The organism is Variovorax frigidus (assembly GCF_051216515.1).
In the GTDB taxonomy this organism is placed as follows: Bacteria; Pseudomonadota; Gammaproteobacteria; order Burkholderiales; family Burkholderiaceae_C; genus Variovorax.
On record NZ_JBPJZF010000002.1, the window covers coordinates 573263 to 591828 of the forward strand.

An 18566-nucleotide genomic window follows, 5' to 3' on the forward strand; every position below is an offset into this window, starting at 1 on the left:
GCAGCCTCAAAAGCCGGCACACTGCGAGCAACATCGCAAAGCGCCGCCTTGCGCCTACATCTTTTTCTATCGGGATGATCCGCCCATGACCATCGAACTGTCCCGCGAAGCGCGGCAACAGGCCATCGCTTCGATCGAACGCTATTTCGTCGAGCACATGGACGGCCAGAAGATCGGCAACATCACGGCCGGCGCGCTGCTCGGCTTCTTCATCGAGGAGATCGGCCCCGTGCTCTACAACCGGGGCGTGGCCGATGCGCAGGAGCGGATGCAGGCGCGGGTGTCCGAACTCGACATCGACGTGCACGAAGAAGAATTCGACTACTGGCGCAAGTACGACAAGCAGGCCAAGGCACGGCGCTGAGCCGTTCCTCGACCCGTGCGCGCTCAGTCGCGGCGGGAATCGTTCGGGCGCCGGTCGTAGCGGTTGGGCACCCCATCGCCGTCGCGATCGCGGTCGTAGCGGTTCGGCGTGCCGTCACGGTCACGATCGCGCACGCTCGGGCCTGGCGGCGGTGGACGGTTGTCGTACGGGGCGACCACGCAGCCGGCCAGAGCGGCGGATGCAGCGAGCAAAACGAGCAGTGTCTTCATGGGGTGTTCCTTCCATTGTCCATGGCCGCGAAGCACGGCACCCCGTCAATGTGCCCTGCCGCCACCGCCCGACCATCGGCATGGCGCGACCAGTTCACGTCAGCCAACGCCCCGTCTTCGGCGCGGCAGAATGTCGGCTTCCCCGGGCCCTGTCCGTTCCATGAAGCTCACCTCGCCCACCCTCGTCCTCACCGCGGCCCTGCTGCTGCTCGCACTCTCGGCACCGGCGTGGGCGTTCGGCAGCTTCGATGAAGTGCGGCGTGCGCACCGGCCCTCCGACACGGCCGTCCTCGATCGCGACGACGTGCTGCTGCAGCGCGTGCGCACCGACGCCACGGCGCGGCGCGGCCAGTGGATCGCACTGGCCGACGTGTCGCCCGCGCTGCGCACGGCGATGGTGCTCAGCGAAGACCGCCGTTTCTACGAACACAGCGGCGTCGACTGGCGCGCGGTCTCGGCCGCGGCCTGGGGCAATCTCTGGAACACCCGCACGCGCGGCGCCTCGACCATCACGATGCAGCTCGCCGGCCTGCTCGACGACGAGCTGCGGCGCGCCGGCGGCGGCCGCAGCCTGACGCAGAAGCTGGGCCAGACGGTCGCGGCGGGCCAACTGGAGCGCCAGTGGCGCAAGGACCAGATCCTCGAGGCCTATCTCAACAGCGTGCCCTTCCGCGGCGAGCTCGTGGGCATCGATGCACTCTCGCGCACGCTGTTCGGCAAGGCGCCGCACGGCCTCGACGCACGCGAGGCGGCGGTGGCCGCCTCGCTGGTGCGCGCACCCAACGCCCAGCCCGCACGGGTGGCGCAGCGCGCCTGCGAGGTCATGCAGGCGATGGAGACCAGCGAGGCCGAGCGCCGCAGGATCGACTGCTCGGCGCTCGACATGTTCACCAGCGCGGCCCTGCAGCGCCGCGCCTTCGACCCCAGCGAAGGGGTCGCGCCGCACCTGGCGCGCCGCGCCCTGCAGGAGCGGCGCGCGCTGTTGGCGAAGGCCGGCGCCACCGACGGCGTCGACACCGACCTGCGCACGACGCTGCGGGCACCGTTGCAGCGCTTTGCGCAGGCCACGCTGCAGCGCCATCTGCGCGAGCTGCACGGCCGCAACGTCGAGGATGCGGCGCTGGTGGTGCTCGACAACGCCAGCGGCGAGGTGCTGGCCTGGGTCGGTTCCTCGGGCGAACTGAGCCGTGCGGCCGAGGTCGACGGCGTGCTCGCGCAGCGCCAGCCCGGCTCGACGCTCAAGCCGCTGCTCTACGCGCAGGCGATCGCCGAGCGGCGGCTGACCGCGGCCTCGCTGCTGGACGATTCGTCGGCGCAGATCAACACCGCGAGCGGGCTCTACATTCCGCAGAACTACGACCGGCGCTTCAAGGGCCTGGTCTCGGCGCGCACCGCGCTGGCCGCCTCGCTCAACGTGCCGGCCGTGCGCACGCTGGTGATGGTCTCACCCGATGCCTTCGCGCGCCAGTTGCGCGGCGCCGGCATCAGCTTGCGCGAAAGCGGCGGCTACTACGGCTACAGCCTCGCGCTGGGCAGCGCCGAGGTCTCGCTGCTGGCGCTGACCAACAGCTACCGAACGCTGGCCAACGGCGGCCGCTACGGCGAGACGCGCATCCTGCCCGCCGCACGGCCGGCCGACGCGACCCAGGCCATCGACCCGCGCGCCGCCTTCATCGTGGGCGACATCCTGTCCGATGCCAATGCCCGCACCCGCACCTTCGGCGTCGACAGCGTGCTCGGCACGCGCTTCTGGACGGCGGTGAAGACCGGCACCAGCAAGGACATGCGCGACAACTGGGCCGTCGGCTGGTCGCAGCGCTACACAGTGGGCGTGTGGGTCGGCAACGCCAGCGGCGCGCCGATGTGGGACGTGAGCGGCACCAGCGGCGCGGCACCGGTCTGGGCCGAGGTGATGGGCTTCCTGCATGCGCGCGAGCCCAGTCGGGCCCCGGCGCCGCCCGCGGGCCTGGTGCAGTTGCCGGTGCGCTTCGGCGATGCGATCGAAGCCCCGCGTGACGAGTGGTTCATCGCCGGCACCGAGCAGCCGCTGTTCGCGCGCGACACCCCGGCCGCCGACCCCGCGGCCGGCGCGCGCATCACCGCACCGGCCGACGGTTCGATCATCGCGCTCGACCCCGACATCCCGCCCACACGCCAGCGTGTGCGCTTCGAGGCCCAGGGCAGCGGGCTGCAGTGGCGCATCGACGGCAAGCCCTTCGCGCGCGGCCACCGCGCGCTGTGGCTGCCCTGGCCCGGGCGGCATGTGATCGAGCTGACCGACGCACGCGGCCGCGTGCTCGACCAGATCCGGCTCGAAGTGCGAGGCGCCGGCGTGCTCGCCAGACGCTAGCGCCGGCCGCGATCCCCCTGCGCGCGGGTCGGACGCGATGGCCTCTGACAGCACGCCCGAGCGGCGCGCCGCACAATCCGAGACGCCGAAATCTCATACAACAAGGCGAATCCATGTCTGTCACTGCTCCCCCCACCACGGGCGCTTCGGCCCCGCCGCGCGCCTACACCGCCGAGGAAAAACGCCATCGCATCTTCGCGATCATGGCGGCCTCTTCCGGCAACCTGGTCGAATGGTTCGACTTCTACGTCTACGCCTTCTCCGCGCTGTACTTCGCGCCGGCCTTCTTCCCCAAGTCCGACCCCACGGCCCAGTTGCTCAACACCGCGGGCGTGTTCGCGGCCGGCTTCCTGATGCGGCCGATCGGCGGCTGGCTGTTCGGCCGCATCGCCGACCGCGTGGGCCGCAAGACCTCGATGCTGATCTCGGTCACGATGATGTGCGGCGGCTCGCTGGTCATCGCCTGCCTGCCGACCTATGCGCAGATCGGCGCCTGGGCGCCCTTCCTGCTGCTGGTCTGCCGCTTGTTCCAGGGCCTGTCGGTGGGCGGCGAGTACGGCACCACGGCCACCTACATGAGCGAGATCGCGCTGCGCGGCCAGCGCGGTTTCTTCTCGTCCTTCCAGTACGTCACGCTGATCGGCGGGCAACTGCTCGCGGTGCTGGTGATCGTGGTGCTCGAGCAGTTCCTCGACGAGGCCGAGCTCAAGGCCTGGGGCTGGCGCATTCCCTTCGTGATCGGCGCCATCGCGGCCGTGGTCGCGCTGCTGCTGCGCCGCACGCTGCATGAAACGCAGACGGCGGAAGCCAAGGCGAACAAGGAAGCCGGCAGCATGGCCGGGCTGTTCAAGCACCACAAGGCGGCCTTCTTCACGGTGCTGGGCTACACGGCCGGCGGCTCGCTGATCTTCTACACCTTCACCACCTACATGCAGAAGTACCTGGTGAACACGGTGCACCTGCCGATCAAGACCACCAGCTACGTGATGACCTGCGCATTGTTCGTCTACATGTGCATGCAGCCGCTGTTCGGCATGCTGTCGGACCGCATCGGGCGGCGCAACAACATGCTGCTGTTCGGCGGCCTGGGTGCGCTGGCGACGGTGCCGATCCTGACCGCACTGCAGCACGTGACGAGCCCGGTCGTGGCCTTCGTGCTGATCATCGTGGCGCTGGCGATCGTGAGCTTCTACACCTCGATCAGCGGCATCGTGAAGGCCGAGATGTTCCCGCCCGAAGTGCGTGCGCTGGGCGTGGGCCTGGCCTATGCGGTGGCCAATGCGATCTTCGGCGGCTCGGCCGAGTACGTGGCGCTGGGGCTCAAGAGCCTCGGCCACGAATCGGCTTTCTACTGGTACGTGACGGTGATGATGGTGATCGCGTTCGTGGTGAGCCTGCGGCTGCCGCGGCAGGCGAGCTACCTGCATCACGACCACTGAGCACCCGCCTCAATACCCCCCACCGGTACGCGTCGCCGGCGCGGGCGGTGTGCATCGCGTGCGACGACGGCCGTCGGATCGTGGATCGCGTGATGTCTGCTCACGGCAACGACCATGCCTGGACGCTGCTGTGGCTTCCGGGATCCTCCTTGCGGTGCAGGCCTTCAGTCAGTCGGCGGCCAGCCAGCGTTCGGGGTAATGCGAAACGAAGCCCTCGGGCGTGAGGTTCAGCAGGGCCGCGTAGCCGAAGCGCGGCGCCTCGTACCAGCAGGCACCGGCGCTGCGTTGCGCGTAGCGCTGTTCGATCAATCCCAGGCTGCGCTCGTCGACATCCAGCCATGCGGCCGGCGCGTCGACCGCCTCGCCCGGCTTCAGGCCCAGGCGCCGCAACGGGATCAGGTTGGTGGCGGGCGTGAAGCCCAGGTCGAGGTCCATGCAATGCGCCAGGTCGGGCACCGCCTCGTCGTTGAGCAACCACCCGCCGCGCGCGTTGCGCGTGACCGACAGGTCGATGCTCTCGCCACCGACCCAGCCGCGCACCGTGCCCCACTGCGTGTGCCACAGCGCATCGCAGCGCACCCGGTAATGGAGCTGGGCATGCCGGCCCTGCGGATCGCGGAAAACGGCCGCGCCGTCGAGCTGCCATGCCGTGTCGTTGCGCTCGAGGCGGCAGGCGTCGTGGCCCGGTGCGTCGAGACGGCGCCAGAGGATCGAGGCGACGGTGTGCATGGGCGCGATGATGGCGCGACGCCCGGCCCGGCGCAAGCGCTGCACAAGGTTTCGTCACAAGCGAAAATCGCGGCGTGACCGTTGTTTCCCCTCCTCCCGTGCGCCGCATCGCCCATCTCGACATGGATGCGTTCTTCGCGTCGGTCGAACTGTTACGTTATCCCCAGCTCAAGGGGCTGCCGATGGTGATCGGCGGCGGGCGGCGCAAGGTCGACGAGATCGTGGAGCGCGACCATGCGGACCACGCGCTGGCCGAGATTCCGGTCGAGGCCTTTCCGCTGCTCAAGGACTACGTGGGCCGCGGCGTGATCACCACCGCCACCTATGCGGCGCGCCAGTTCGGCGTCGGTTCGGCGATGGGCATGATGAAGGCCGCCAAGCTGTGCCCGCAGGCGATCGTGCTGCCGGTCGATTTCGACGAGGTGCGGCGGCTCTCGCGGCTGTTCAAGAGCGTGATCCGAGAGATCGCGCCGGTGGTGGAAGACCGCGGCGTCGACGAGGTCTACATCGACTTCACCGAGGTGCCCGGCGGCCAGCGGGAGGACGGCCGGGTGCTGGCGCGGCTGATCCAGAAGTCGATCTTCCAGGCCACCGGCCTGACCTGCTCGATCGGCGTGGCGCCCAACAAGCTGATCGCCAAGCTGGCCAGCGAATTCGACAAGCCCAACGGCATCTCGATCGTGCACGAGAGCGACCTGCAGACGCGCATCTGGCCGCTGCCCTGCCGCAAGGTGAACGGCATCGGCCCCAAGGCCGACGAGAAGCTCAAGCGCTTCGGCATCGAGACCGTGGGCCAGCTGGCGGCGCGCGACCGCGACTGGCTGATCGCAAACTTCGGCAAGGCCACGGGCGCGTGGATGCACGAGGTGTCGTGGGGCCGCGACGACCGGCCGGTGGTGACCGAAAGCGAACCGGTCTCGATGAGCCGCGAGACCACCTTCGACCGCGACCTGCATGCAGTGCGCGACCGGGCCGAGCTGGGCGCGATCTTCACCCACCTGTGCGAGAAGGTGGCGGAGGACCTGCAGCGCAAGGGCTACGTCGGCAAGACCATCGGCATCAAGCTGCGCTACGACGATTTCAGGAGCGCCACGCGCGACCAGACCATCGACCGCTTCACCGACGACGGCAGGACCATCCGCCAGATCGGCGGCCAGTGCCTCAAGCGCGTGCCGCTGGAGCGCCCGCTGCGGCTGCTGGGCGTGCGCGTGGGCGCGCTGGCCAAGACGGGCAGCCCCGAGGCGCTGGCGCCGGCCGGGTCGCGTGCGGCGACAGAGCCGGTGTCGACCACCGCGTCCTTGTTCTGACATGGCCGCGATCGCACGCGGGTTCCGGGGCATTGCATTCACCCTGCTGGGGCTGCTGGCGGCCATCGGGCTGTATGTCGCCGTGGCGTTCGCGCTGGTGTTCTGGCCCGCCAACGCCGACCCGACCCGGGAGCCGCCCGCGATCGAGGCCTGGGTGCTGAGCAACGGCGTGCACACCGACCTCGTGCTGCCGATCCGCTCGGCCACCATCGACTGGCAGCAGGTCTTTCCGCTCGCGGACTTCAAGGCCGTGCCGGCCGATGCCGAATTCGTCGCCATCGGCTGGGGCGACCGCGAGTTCTACCTGCACACGCCCACCTGGGCCGACCTCACGGCCGGGCGCGCGGTCGGGGCGCTGCTGGGCGGCAACCGCGCGCTGCTGCACGTGAGCTATCTGCAGCGCGCGCAGCTGCGGCAAGGCGTCTACCGGCTGCCGCTGTCATCCGCACAGTACGCTCGGCTCGTGGACCATGTGCGCGCCGCGCTACCGGCCGGCCGTGCAATACCCATCGCGGGGGCGCACTACGACGCGCAGGATGCCTTCTACGAAGCCGAAGGCGGCTACCACCTGTTCGAGACCTGCAACACCTGGACCGGCCGCGGGCTGCGGCACGCGGGCGTCACGGTGAGCCGCTGGACGCCCTTCGACTTCAACGTGACCTGGCACCTGGAACCGGCGATGCCCTGAGCATTGCGGAATCAGTGCTACACCGCGCTGCTGCGCGACCCACAACGAACGAAACCGACACGGCCAAGGCCAGGAACACCGCGGAACCGGCTTTGCCGGGCCGCCGGTGTTGCCCCCGGTGAGGGGGAAGGAGAAGCGACACGAAGTGCGCGAAGCCTGGGGGTGAGTGTTGTTTCAATCCAGCCCGTCGAACTCTGCGTCGTCGGGCCCGATGTGGGCGGGCGAGCGCCAGCCTGCGTCGCGCATCGAGCGCGCCACCTGGTGCTCCACGCCCATCAGCACCGCGAACAGCGCCATGCGCACCGGGATGCCGTTGTCGGTCTGGCGGAAGATCGCCAGCCGAGGGTCGTGGTTGAGGTCGATGCTCAGGTCGTTCGCGCCCGGGCGGCCGTCGCGCGGCAGCGGGTGCATCAGGATGGTGTCGGGCTTGCAGACCCGGTCGACCAGCGCCTTGCAGACCTGGAATTCGGGCGTGTAGCCCTCGATCTCCTCGCCCGCGAAGCGCTCCTTCTGGATCCGCGTGGCATAGACCACGTCGGCGCCGCGCAGCCCTTCTTCGAGCGAAGGCGTCTGCTCGATCACATGGCCGTTGCGTGCCACCAGGTCGACCAGATAGGCCGGCATTTCGAGCGAAGGCGGCGCGATCAGCGTGAACTTGAGCCCGCGGTAGAGCGCCAGCAGCCGGATCAGCGAATGCACGGTGCGGCCGTACTTGAGGTCGCCCACCATGGCCACGTGCGTGCCGTCGACCAGCTTGCCCATGCGCGAGAACTCGCGCTGGATGGTGTACAGGTCGAGGATGGCCTGGCTCGGGTGCTCGCCCGGCCCGTCGCCGGCGTTGATGACCGGAATGTTCGTGGCACGCGCGAACTCGGCCACCGAGCCCTGCTCGGGATGGCGCACCACCAGCGCATCGACATAACCGCTCATCACGCGGCTGGTGTCGTAGATCGACTCGCCCTTGGCCATCGACGAGAAGGTGAAGCCGGTCGTGTCGCACACCGTGCCGCCCAGCCGGCAGAAGGCCGCGCCGAAGCTCACGCGGGTGCGGGTGCTGGCCTCGAAGAACAGGCTGCCGAGCACCGCGCCCTCGAGCACACGCGAGACCTTCTGGCGCCGCGCGATGGGCTGCATCACGTCGGCCACCTGGAACAGGTCCTCGAGGCTGTCGCGGTTGAACTGCGCCACCGACAGCAGGTGCGGCCGGCCCTCGGCCGCGATGCGCTGGCCCAAGGGGCGGGCGTCGGCGCCGGAGGCCGGCAGCGCCTCGCGCTGCAGGATCTCGGCGACGAACTTGCCCACCATTTCCGGCATGGCGCGGGATTCGCCGGAGTCGGCGGGCAGCAGCCAGGTGTCGAGGGCCCGGCGGCGCACGCCCAGCCGTTCGGAGAAGGCGTCGCGGGTGAGGTTGAGGCGACGCATCGCGTCGCGCAGGATGTCTTGTTGCTGGCTCATGGGCGCGAAATATACGCCATGAGCCAGCGATTCACATCAACATTCACGCATTGCGCATATTTTGACAGCCGCTTTGGATCAAAGCTTCGGCACGCCGCCTTGCCACTGCGGCCAGTTCGCCACGATGTGGTCGACCACGCGGCTGCCCACCTTTTCGATGTTCTCCACCGTCTCGGCAAAGCCGCCGGCGGTCTCGCCCGGGGCCGGATCCAGATGCTGCAGCGTCGTTTCCTTCGGGTTGCCCTGGTCGAAATTGACCGCGCCGCGCAGGCTCATCACGCGCCCGGTGCCGTGGGTGCGGTTGATCACCAGCGTGATGGCGGCGGCTTCCATCTCGGTGATGACGTAATCGTCGGCGCCGTAGAGCTTGGCGATGTACTGCGCCTGGTTCGACATGCCCGGGCCGTGGAAGAAGGTGTCGCCGGTCATGTGCGTGCCGGTGCCCACGAAGGGCGCGCGGCGGGCCGCGGCGTCGGGGTAGCGCAGACGGTAGGTGCGGGCGCTGTCCGAGTCCTTGAGCGGCGTGTCGCCCGAGAGCTTCATGGCCCAGCCGACCAGCGCCGGATTGAGCTGGAAGCGGCGGTAGTTCTCGTAGCCCTTGCGCGGCATGAAGGTCGGCTCGCCCGGCTTGTTCTCCTCGGGCGCCCAGCGGTGGCCGAGGTCGTAGTCGACCAGCCAGGTGGCCCAGTTGACCTCGCCGATGGTGCCGCGCGCGGGCGGCGTGCCAGCCACGCCCGAGATCACGTAGTAGGCCTGCGAGAAGTCGAAGGCCGGGTTCAGCAGGATGGCCTGCATCGAAGACGACGAATTGACCTTGCCCATGCCGAGCACCGCACCGCAGACGCCGTCGGCGTTGCAATACACGGGCTGCAGCGCACCGGGCACGGCGACGGGCTTGGCTTCTTTCCAATAGCGCTCGTACCAGTGCTGGAACTCGCCCGCGCGGTCGCCGGTGTTCTGGCCGATCTCGAACATGGCGGCGACGAAGACCTTGACGCGGACCGGTGCCGCGGCGGTAGGGGTCGAGGGCGTGGAAGCACAACCGGCGGAGACGGCCGCGGCCAGCAGGAGCGCGGGCCAGCGCGCGCGGGACAGAAAGGAGACGGACATGGTGGGGCTTTCGAAAGGAATCACGGAAGTCTAAAAGGCGAAAAGAGAACGGGCACGCCGCGCACCCGGCGCGTTTGCGGCGTCCTACAGCCGCCCGCCACGGCGAGCGGCATCGTGCTGGCACTCACCCAAGCACATCACATGCCTACTGCTGCCTCACCGCGCCCTGCCCCTCTGGCCAACGGCCTGGTCTACGTGAATCCCGACATGCCCGGCCTGCGGCGCTTTCGCCAGGGCGACCAGTTCCGCTTCAAGGACGCGAAGGGCCGATGGGTGCGCGATGCCGACGAGATCGCGCGCATCCGCAGCCTGGCGATTCCGCCGGCCTACACCGAGGTCTGGATCTGCCCGCTGCCCAACGGCCACCTGCAGGCCACCGGCCTGGACGCCCGGGGCCGCAAGCAGTACCGCTACCACCCCGACTGGCGACTGTTCAAGGACGAGAGCAAGTTCGAGCGGCTCGAGGCCTTCGGCCGCGCATTGCCACGCATCCGCGCGCGCGTGGCCCGCGACCTCGAGAGCGGCGCCCGTGCCACACCGACGCGCGAGCGCGTGCTGGCCACGCTGGTGCGCCTGCTGGACACCACCTTCCTGCGCGTGGGCAACGAGGAGTACGCCGCCAGCAACGGCTCCTACGGCCTGACCACGCTGCGCAACAAGCATGCTGCGGTGCGCGGCAACTCGCTCAGGCTGCGCTTTCGCGGCAAGAGCGGCGTGGAGCACGAAGCCGAGGTCGACGACCCGCGCGTGGTCAAGGTGGTGCGTGCCTGCCAGCAGTTGCCGGGGCAGGAGCTCTTCCAGTACGTCGACGCCGAGGGCGCGCCGCACGGCCTGTCGTCGACCGACGTGAACGACTACCTGCGCGAGGCGGCGGGCGACAACTTCACGGCCAAGGACTTCCGCACCTGGCACGGCACGGTGCAGGCGCTGGAACTCACCCGCCTGGCCTGCGACCGCACAGAGGACGACGAAGCCACGCCGGCGATGCGCTACAGCGCCAAGGAGATCGTGGCGGCGGTGGCACGGCAGTTGGGCAACACGCCGGCCGTCTGCCGCAAGGCCTATGTGCATCCGGCCGTGCTCGCGCTCGGCGCCAGACTGGCCAGCGATGCCGGCACGATGAACGACGTCTGGGAACAGATCGCGGGCCAGGCCCGGAGCACGCGCCGGCTCTATGCGGCCGAGGGGCGGCTGCTGGCATTTCTGACGGCGCATGGCCGTCGCGTGGTGCGCGAAGCGAAGAAGGCATCGGTCGCTGGCACCTCACGGCGGCCTCGCCGGGCCACGGCCCCGGTGGCTCAGGCCGCAGCGAGCGCCAGGCGGACCGCGTCGCGCTCGATGGTCAGCGCGTAGCCGAGGTCGTCGGCCAGCGATTGCAGCGCGATGCCGTCGATCGCCAGCATGCGCGGTGCGCGGTGCGCGCCTGCCATGACATCGACCCCATCGGCCGCGCCGGCCGTCACGCGCAGCCACAGCGCATCGTCCCCGTCGGCCGACACCGTGACCGCGCCGACGTCGGTCGGCGTGTCGTGCAGGTAGCCCAGCGCGCCCAGGAAGAGGTAGCGCAGCGCGGCGCCGGACGGCCACTTCGGTTCATTGGCGTGCTGCGTTTGCAGCGATGCGTCGACCTGCAGGTGGATGCCCTGCAGCTCGAAGGCTGCACGCATCAGTCCGACGCCCTGCGCCACCAGCGCATGCCGCGTGATGCCCTCGTCGTCGACGGCGAGTTCCCAGTCGCGCAGCGAACGCACCGCGTTCACGAGCTCGGCGATCTGGCTGTCGATCAGCGCCGCGCGTTGTTCGAGCGTCGCGGGATCGATGACGGGCGCCGCCACCTGGCGCCGCAGCATCAGCAGGCCCATGCGCATCACCGACACCGGCCCCGTCATGTCGTGGCGCAGCGCGGGCAGGGCCCGGATGAGCAGCTCGTGGCGCACACCCGCAGCGATCCAGCTGCGCGCGCCCGGGGAGGCTTTCATGAGGCCGGAGCGCCGCGGGCCAGCTCGAGGATGCGGTCGAGCGCATCGAAGTCGATGGGCTTCTGCAGGTGGTGGTCGAACAGGCCTGCATGGGCGCCCGAGGTCTCGTGCGAGGAGAGCCCGGTGACTGCAACCAGCAGCGGCGGCCGCGCGCCTTCGCGCAGCTGACGCGCGACCTCGGTGCCCGGCAGATCGGGCAGCGTGATGTCGATCAGCGCAATGTCGAAGGACTCGTTGGCGCAGACCGCCAGCGCCTCGCGGGCCGTATAGGTGCAGCGTGCGCTGTGATCCTGTAGCGACAGCAGTTCCTGCAACAGGTCGGCAGCGGCCTCGTTGTCATCGACGATCAACACATTCACAAAAGTTTCCCAAGAAAAGGTTCCAGAGTATCGGCGTGAGGCGCGATCTCTTATGTAGGCGCAAGCCTACTGTCGTGCCGTGCGTGCGTTGAGCGGCAATGTCTGCGGCCAGCTGGTGCGAAACGGATTGATGTCGAGCCCGCCGCGCCGCGTGTACCGGGCGTACACGGCCAGCTTGGTCGGCCGGCAACGCGCCCAGATGTCGCGAAACATGCGCTCGGCGCAGGGCTCGTGGAATTCGTTGTGGTTGCGAAAACTCACGATGTAGGCCAGCAGGCCCGCCTGGTCGATGGCCGGGCCGCTGTAGCGGATCTGCACGCTGCCCCAATCCGGCTGGCCGGTGACCAGGCAGTTGCTCTTGAGCAGCCGGCTGGTCAGCGTCTCGGTCACGGCCGGTTGCGTGGCATCGCTGGTCAGCAGCTCGGGCGCGGGCTGGTAGTGGGTGCACTCGATGTCGAGGCGGTCCAGGTCGAGGCCGTCGAGTTCGTGCACCGGCTCGCGGTCGAAAAGCTCCGGCGTCAGCAGCTTCACGCCGATGCCGCCGCTGCGTCCGCTGCCGCGCCAGGCGGCCTCGGAGAGGTCGGCGCGCAGCGTGTCGCGCACCGCATCGACGTCGGCGAAGACGCTGTTGTTGAAGCTGTTGAGGTAGAGCTTGAAGGACTTGCTCTCGATGATGTGCGGCGTTTCGCACGGCACGGTGATGTGCGCGATCGCTACCTGCGGCTTGCCGCGCGGGTTGAGCCAGCTCAGCTCGAAGGCCGTCCAGAGGTCGGCGCCGAAGAAAGGCAGCGCGTCGTCGGCGATGCCCATGGCATTGCGCTGGGTGGCGCGCGCGATGGGAAACAGCAGCGTGGGGTCGTAGCGATCGGCATAGGCCGAGCTGCGGCCCAGTTGGGATTGTTCGGGGGTGTTGTCCAGGCTCATGGGGGTTGTTTTAGGCGGATTGCGTTTCTTGCGACGCCTGCAGGAAAGGAACCATGTGCGCGAGCAGGACTTCGGCCAGCCGCGGCGACATGTCGTGGCCCATGCCGGGAATCGCGACGAATTGCGCACCCGGGATGCGCCGCGCGGTGTCCTGGCCGCAGGCGAAGGGCACCAGCGGGTCGGCGTCGCCGTGGATCACCAGGGTCGGGCAGGCGATGCGCGCCAGCAGCCTTTCGCGGCCGGTGTCGGCGGCGACCGCCGTCATCTGGCGCACCAGGCCGTGCGGCCGGTAGGCGCGGCGCAGCGCATGCGTGAGGCGCGCGCGCAGCGCGGCATCGTCGGGCGGATAGGCCGGGCCGGCGATCAGCCGCACCAGCTGCACGCTGTGATGCACGCGCGCCGCCTCGTCGCGGGCCAGCGGGCGCCGCAGGGACAGCGCCATCACGTCGCCGCGCGGCCCGGGCAGGCCGCGCGCGCCGCTGGAGCTCATCAGGCTGACCAGGCTCGCCACGCGCCGCGGCGCGGTGGCGGCCATGCGCTGGGCGATCATGCCGCCCATCGAGGCGCCGATCACGTGGGCACGCTGCACGCCCAGCGCATCGAGCACGCCGACCGCATCGTCGGCCATGTCCTGGAGCCCGTAGGGCGAGCGCACCGGCAGGCGCAACTGGAAGCGCAGGCCCTGCCACAGCAGGTTGCCGGTGCCGGCCGCGTCGAAATGCTGGCTCAGGCCGGCGTCGCGGTTGTCGTGGCGCAGCACCCGAAAGCCAGCGTCGACCAGCGACTGCACGAAATTGTCGGGCCAGGCGATGAGCTGCATGCCCAGGCCCATGATCAGCAGCACCACGGGGCGCTCGTCGCCGCCACCGCTGTCCTCGACTTCGATGCCGATGCCGTTGGCGCGCACCTTCATGGCCGGGCCTCGCGCTTCATGTGAACTCGCGCTCGCGCAGCCACTTGGTCGCGACCCACTTCTCGCCTTCGAGCACCGGCGCGCCGCCATGCAGCGTGCGGGTGTCGGGATGGGGCCGGTCGTAGCTGAAGAAGACGCCGGTGCCGCGCTTGGGCGCGACTTCGAGCCCGACGTCGGGGAAGGTGGTGGCGCCGCCCTTGACCGGCTCCTGCAGATACATCACCAGCGTGCCCACGCGCTGGCCGCCGCGTCGCAGGATGGTCGGCGTGCCGGGCTCGGCCGGGTCGAAATAGTCGTAGTGCGGCCGGTACTGGGCGCCGGGCCCGTAGCGCAGCACCTGCAGTCCCTCGCCGAACACCAGCGGCCAGTTCAGCAGCGCGGCGATGCGCTGTTCGATGCGCGTGACGACCTCGGTCTCGCCGCGCTCGAAGAACATGCCGTCGCTGGTGCGGTCGACGTTGAGCACCTCGCCGCCGGTCTGGGTCTCGACGGTGAGCGAGCGGGCCAGGCGCTTGCGCGCGCTCGCGATCAGCGCGTCGCATTCCTCGTCGGCCAGCAGGTCGCCGAAGACCACCACGCGCGGATGGGCCATGGTGTGCAGCACGTGCACCCGACGGTCACCGGCGTCGAGGTAGAGCGGCGAGCCGTCGAGATCGGGCCAGGGCATCGCCCGCGAGGCGCCGGTCACGGTCACCGGCGCGGCGTCGGGCGCGCCGCGCTCGATCTCGGCCAGCGCGGCATCGGTGGCCGCATCCTGCCAGCCGGCCATGTGCATCGAGGTGCGCAGCGCGGCGACGGAATGGCCGGCGGCCAGCTGGGCCACGACCCAGGCGCGCAGTTCGGGGGTGACGGGTTGCGTCATCGGATCCTCCTCAAGTCTTCCTTCTGAACACCAGCTTGTCGGGCAGCGAGACGGCGGCGTCGAACGCATACCCTTCCAGATCGAACTTTTCCAGCGCCTTGGGCGTGGCCGCCTTGTGCAGCACGGCCCAGCGCGCCATCAGGCCGCGGGCCCGCTTGGCGTAGAAGCTCACGATCTTGTACTGGCCGCCCTTCTCTTCCTGGAACACGCATTCGACCACGCGCGCCTTGAGCACCTTCCGGTCGACCGACTTGAAGTACTCCTGCGACGCGAGGTTGATCACCACCGGCGTGCGGTCGGCCGCCAGCCGTTCGTTGAGGTGGGTGGCGATGCGTTCGCCCCAGAAGGCGTAGAGGTCCTTGCCGCGGCGGTTGGCCAGTTGCGTGCCCATCTCCAGCCGGTAGGGCTGCAGCCGGTCGAGCGGGCGCAGCACGCCGTAGAGGCCGCTGAGGATGCAGAGGTGGTCCTGGGCCCAGTCGAGCTGCTTGGCGCTCAGGGTCTTCGCGTCGAGCCCGCCGTACACATCGCCGTCGAAGGCCAGCGCGGCCTGGCGCGCGTTCTTCTCGGTGCCCTTCGACGACCAGGCGGCATAGCGGGTGACGTTGAGCGTCGACAGCTTGTCCGACAGGTGCATCAGTTCGGCGATCTGCTGCGGCGACTGCTGGCGCAGCAGGCCGATGAGTTCGGCGGCGGGGCCGCGCGCGCCCTCGAACACGGGCTGGGTGGCGGGGAGTCCTTCGGGAAGGGGGCTGTCGTAGTCGAGCGACTTGGCGGGCGAGAGCAGGAAAAGCATGGCCGGAATTATGGGCGCGGCCCGCGACACGCCCGGGTCTGCCCTGAAGGGCCCGGGTAAAATTGCGGGCTTCCCCATCTTCTGTCAGCGACGGCCCCGATGAGGTGCCGTTCGCCATTCATCACGCCATGAGCGAACCCACTGCCCAACCCGGCCTCGAGAGCCTGTCCAAATCCTTCGAACCCGTCGCCATCGAGGCGCACTGGGGTCCGGAGTGGGAGCGGCGCGGCTACGCCAAGGCCGGCTTCCGCGGCACGCAGCAGCCCAAGGAAGGCGCCGACGCCTTCGCGATCCAGCTGCCGCCGCCCAACGTGACCGGCACGCTGCACATGGGCCATGCGTTCAATCAGACCGTCATGGACACGCTCACGCGCTACCACCGCATGAAGGGCGACAACACGCTGTGGGTGCCGGGCACCGACCATGCGGGCATCGCCACGCAGATCGTGGTCGAGCGCCAGCTGCAGGCGCAGAACATCAGCCGCCACGACATGGGCCCGACGCCGGCCGAGGCGCGCAAGAACTTCGTCGCCAAGGTCTGGGAATGGAAGGAACAGTCGGGCAACACCATCACCCAGCAGATGCGCCGCATGGGCGACACGGTGGACTGGAGCCGCGAATACTTCACCATGGACGACGACCTTTCGAAGGTCGTCACGCAGACCTTCGTCTCGCTCTATGAAGAAGGCCTGATCTACCGCGGCAAGCGCCTGGGCAACTGGGACCCGGTGCTCAAGACCTCGGTGAGCGACCTGGAAGTCGAGAGCGAGGAGGAAGACGGCTTCCTCTGGCACATCGCCTATCCGCTGGAAGACGGCAGCGGCACGCTGACCGTGGCCACGACCCGGCCCGAGACCATGCTGGGCGACACGGCCGTGATGGTCCATCCGGAAGACGAGCGCTATCAGCACCTGATCGGCCAGCGCGTGAAGCTGCCGCTGGTCGACAAACTGATCCCGATCATCGCGGACGACTACGTCGACAAGGCATTCGGCACCGGCGTGGTCAAGGTCACGCCGGCCCACGACTACAACGACTACGCGGTCGGCCAGCGCCACAAGCTCGAGATGATCGGCGTGCTGACGCTCGACGCGACCATCAACGACAACGCGCCCGAGAAGTACCGCGGCCTGGACCGCTTCGTGGCGCGCAAGGCCATCGTGGCCGACCTCGAGGCGCTGGGCCTGCTGGTCGAGGTCAAGAAGCACAAGCTGATGGTGCCGCGCTGCGCGCGCTCAGGTGCGGTGGTCGAGCCCATGCTGACCGACCAGTGGTACGTGGCCATGACCAAGGCCGGCCACGACGGCCAGTCGATCGCGCAGAAGGCCATCGACGCGGTGAAGTCGGGCGAGGTGCGCTTCGTGCCCGAGAACTGGGTCAACACCTACAACCACTGGATGGAGAACATCCAGGACTGGACCATCTCGCGCCAGCTCTGGTGGGGCCACCAGATCCCGGCCTGGTACGACGAGGACGGCAAGGTCTACGTGGCGCACGACGAAGCCGAAGCACAGGCCAAGGCGCCCGGCAAGACGCTGCGCCGCGACGAGGACGTGCTCGACACCTGGTACTCGTCGGCGCTGGTGCCCTTCTCGTCGCTCGGCTGGCCGGAGAAGACCAAGGACCTGGCGCTCTACCTGCCTTCCTCCGTGCTGGTCACGGGCTACGACATCATCTTCTTCTGGGTCGCCCGGATGATCATGATGACCAAGCACTTCATCGGCAAGGTGCCCTTCAAGGACGTCTACATGCACGGCCTGGTGCGTGATGCGCAGGGCAAGAAGATGAGCAAGTCCGAGGGCAACGTGCTCGACCCGGTCGACCTGATCGACGGCATCGCGCTGCCCGAACTGCTCGACAAGCGCACCCAGGGCCTGCGCAAGCCCGAGACCGCGCCCGCGGTGCGCAAGAACACGCAGAAGGAATTCCCTGACGGCATCCCGGCCTTCGGCGCCGATGCGCTGCGCTTCACCTTCGCCTCGCTGGCCTCGCTGGGCCGCAACATCAACTTCGATTCGAAGCGCTGCGAGGGCTACCGCAACTTCTGCAACAAGCTCTGGAACGCCACGCGCTTCGTGCTGATGAACTGCGAAGGCCAGGACTGCGGCCTGCGCGAGCACACCAAGGAAGAATGCGCACCCGGTGGCCCGTCGCACGGTTACCTGCAGTTCAGCCAGGCCGATCGCTGGATCGTCTCGCGCCTGCAGCGCGTCGAGGCCGAAGTCGCCAAGGGCTTCGAGGACTACCGCCTGGACAACGTCGCCAACGCGATCTACCAGTTCGCCTGGGACGAGTTCTGCGACTGGTACCTGGAAATCGCCAAGGTGCAGATCCAGACCGGCACCGAGGCCCAGCAGCGCGCCACGCGCCGCACGCTGATCCGCACGCTCGAGACCCTGCTGCGGCTCGCGCACCCGGTGATCCCGTTCATCACCGAGGAACTCTGGCAGAAGGTCGCGCCGGTCGCGGGCCGGCAGGCCGAGTCGATCATGATCGCGGCCTACCCGCAGAGCCAGCCCGAGCGGATCGACGAGGCGGCCGAGGCCCATGTGGCGCGGCTCAAGGCCCTGGTCGACGCCTGCCGCACGCTGCGCGGCGAGATGAACGTCTCGCCCGCGACCCGGCTGCCCCTCTACGCAGTGGCCGATGCGCCGGCCGACAGCGCCTTCCTGCGCGAGGTCGCGCCGGTGCTGCAGACGCTGGCCAAGCTCAAGGAAGTCCGGGTCTTCGACGACGAGGCCGCCTGGGCCGGCGCCGCGGGCGCGGCGCCCGTGGCGGTGGTCGGCGCGGCGCGCCTGTGCCTGCACATGGAAGTCGACAAGGTGGCGGAAAAAGCCCGGATCGGCAAGGAAATCGCACGGATCGAGGGCGAGATCGTCAAGGTCAACGGCAAACTCGGCAACGAGGCCTTCGTGGCGAAGGCGCCGGCGGCCGTGATCACACAGGAACGCCAGCGCCTCACCGACTTCAGCGCGATGCTGGCCCGGCTGGGCGATCAGCTAGTGCGCCTCGGCTGACAGCCAAGCTCGCGTTCGCCCCGTACCATCCATCGTCCCAACTCTTC

The 18566-nt window shown here is 69.1% G+C and carries 17 protein-coding genes; 7 read left to right on the plus strand and 10 right to left on the minus strand.

The window, feature by feature from the left end:
* The first annotated feature begins 85 nt into the window (after positions 1-85).
* Positions 86-364 (plus strand): DUF2164 domain-containing protein, encoded by a 279-nt coding sequence (locus tag ACSFBC_RS07915; protein WP_435509758.1) that lies wholly within the window; start codon positions 86-88, stop codon positions 362-364.
* 23 nt (positions 365-387) lie between these two features.
* Here ACSFBC_RS07915 and ACSFBC_RS07920 read toward each other — a convergent pair whose 3' ends face one another.
* On the minus strand, positions 388-594 hold the full coding sequence (locus ACSFBC_RS07920; protein ID WP_435509759.1) for a hypothetical protein: 207 nt from the start codon (positions 592-594) through the stop codon (positions 388-390).
* 160 nt (positions 595-754) lie between these two features.
* Here ACSFBC_RS07920 and pbpC point away from each other — a divergent pair, with 160 nt between their 5' ends.
* On the plus strand, positions 755-2944 hold the full coding sequence (gene pbpC / locus ACSFBC_RS07925; protein WP_435509760.1) for a penicillin-binding protein 1C: 2190 nt from the start codon (positions 755-757) through the stop codon (positions 2942-2944).
* A gap of 113 nt (positions 2945-3057) precedes the next feature.
* Positions 3058-4383, plus strand: coding sequence for an MFS family transporter (locus ACSFBC_RS07930; RefSeq protein WP_435509761.1), 1326 nt, complete (start codon positions 3058-3060; stop codon positions 4381-4383).
* A 168-nt stretch (positions 4384-4551) separates the two neighbouring features.
* On the opposite strand, the gene ACSFBC_RS07935 is transcribed toward ACSFBC_RS07930, so the two are convergent.
* Positions 4552-5112, minus strand: a complete 561-nt coding sequence (locus ACSFBC_RS07935) for a putative glycolipid-binding domain-containing protein (protein WP_435509762.1) — start codon at positions 5110-5112, stop codon at positions 4552-4554.
* A 122-nt stretch (positions 5113-5234) separates the two neighbouring features.
* Between ACSFBC_RS07935 and ACSFBC_RS07940 the strand changes: the two genes are divergently transcribed.
* Both ACSFBC_RS07940 and ACSFBC_RS07945 read left to right on the plus strand, forming a co-directional pair.
* Positions 5235-6419 (plus strand): Y-family DNA polymerase, encoded by a 1185-nt coding sequence (locus tag ACSFBC_RS07940; protein ID WP_435510050.1) that lies wholly within the window; start codon positions 5235-5237, stop codon positions 6417-6419.
* A gap of 1 nt (position 6420) precedes the next feature.
* Positions 6421-7107 (plus strand): TIGR02117 family protein, encoded by a 687-nt coding sequence (locus ACSFBC_RS07945; RefSeq protein WP_435509763.1) that lies wholly within the window; start codon positions 6421-6423, stop codon positions 7105-7107.
* Between the two features lie 174 nt (positions 7108-7281).
* On the opposite strand, the gene ACSFBC_RS07950 is transcribed toward ACSFBC_RS07945, so the two are convergent.
* Positions 7282-8562, minus strand: coding sequence for an aspartate carbamoyltransferase (locus ACSFBC_RS07950; RefSeq protein ID WP_435509764.1), 1281 nt, complete (start codon positions 8560-8562; stop codon positions 7282-7284).
* Between the two features lie 78 nt (positions 8563-8640).
* On the minus strand, positions 8641-9672 hold the full coding sequence (locus tag ACSFBC_RS07955) for a purine-nucleoside phosphorylase (RefSeq protein WP_435509765.1): 1032 nt from the start codon (positions 9670-9672) through the stop codon (positions 8641-8643).
* A 141-nt stretch (positions 9673-9813) separates the two neighbouring features.
* Here ACSFBC_RS07955 and ACSFBC_RS07960 point away from each other — a divergent pair, with 141 nt between their 5' ends.
* Complete coding sequence (locus ACSFBC_RS07960) at positions 9814-11025, plus strand: DNA topoisomerase IB (RefSeq protein WP_435509766.1); 1212 nt, start codon at positions 9814-9816, stop codon at positions 11023-11025.
* Here ACSFBC_RS07960 and ACSFBC_RS07965 read toward each other — a convergent pair.
* The 6 genes from ACSFBC_RS07965 to yaaA form a co-directional block, all read right to left on the minus strand.
* The gene (locus ACSFBC_RS07965) at positions 10971-11651 is read right to left on the minus strand and encodes a hypothetical protein (protein WP_435509767.1); all 681 of its coding nucleotides are present in this window, start codon (positions 11649-11651) and stop codon (positions 10971-10973) included. The genes ACSFBC_RS07960 and ACSFBC_RS07965 overlap by 55 nt on opposite strands.
* The gene (locus ACSFBC_RS07970) at positions 11648-12010 is read right to left on the minus strand and encodes a response regulator (RefSeq protein WP_435509768.1); all 363 of its coding nucleotides are present in this window, start codon (positions 12008-12010) and stop codon (positions 11648-11650) included. The genes ACSFBC_RS07965 and ACSFBC_RS07970 overlap by 4 nt, the downstream gene beginning before the upstream one ends.
* Positions 12011-12076: 66 nt before the next feature.
* Positions 12077-12934 (minus strand): NADPH-dependent 7-cyano-7-deazaguanine reductase QueF, encoded by an 858-nt coding sequence (gene queF / locus ACSFBC_RS07975; protein ID WP_435509769.1) that lies wholly within the window; start codon positions 12932-12934, stop codon positions 12077-12079.
* Between the two features lie 10 nt (positions 12935-12944).
* On the minus strand, positions 12945-13847 hold the full coding sequence (locus ACSFBC_RS07980) for an alpha/beta fold hydrolase (protein ID WP_435509770.1): 903 nt from the start codon (positions 13845-13847) through the stop codon (positions 12945-12947).
* A 16-nt stretch (positions 13848-13863) separates the two neighbouring features.
* The gene (locus tag ACSFBC_RS07985) at positions 13864-14709 is read right to left on the minus strand and encodes a 2OG-Fe(II) oxygenase (protein ID WP_435509771.1); all 846 of its coding nucleotides are present in this window, start codon (positions 14707-14709) and stop codon (positions 13864-13866) included.
* A 10-nt stretch (positions 14710-14719) separates the two neighbouring features.
* Entirely contained in the window at positions 14720-15502 is a 783-nt protein-coding gene (gene yaaA, locus ACSFBC_RS07990) for a peroxide stress protein YaaA (RefSeq protein ID WP_435509772.1), read from the minus strand.
* Between the two features lie 128 nt (positions 15503-15630).
* Between yaaA and ACSFBC_RS07995 the strand changes: the two genes are divergently transcribed.
* Complete coding sequence (locus ACSFBC_RS07995) at positions 15631-18519, plus strand: valine--tRNA ligase (protein WP_435509773.1); 2889 nt, start codon at positions 15631-15633, stop codon at positions 18517-18519.
* The last annotated feature ends 47 nt before the right edge of the window (positions 18520-18566 follow it).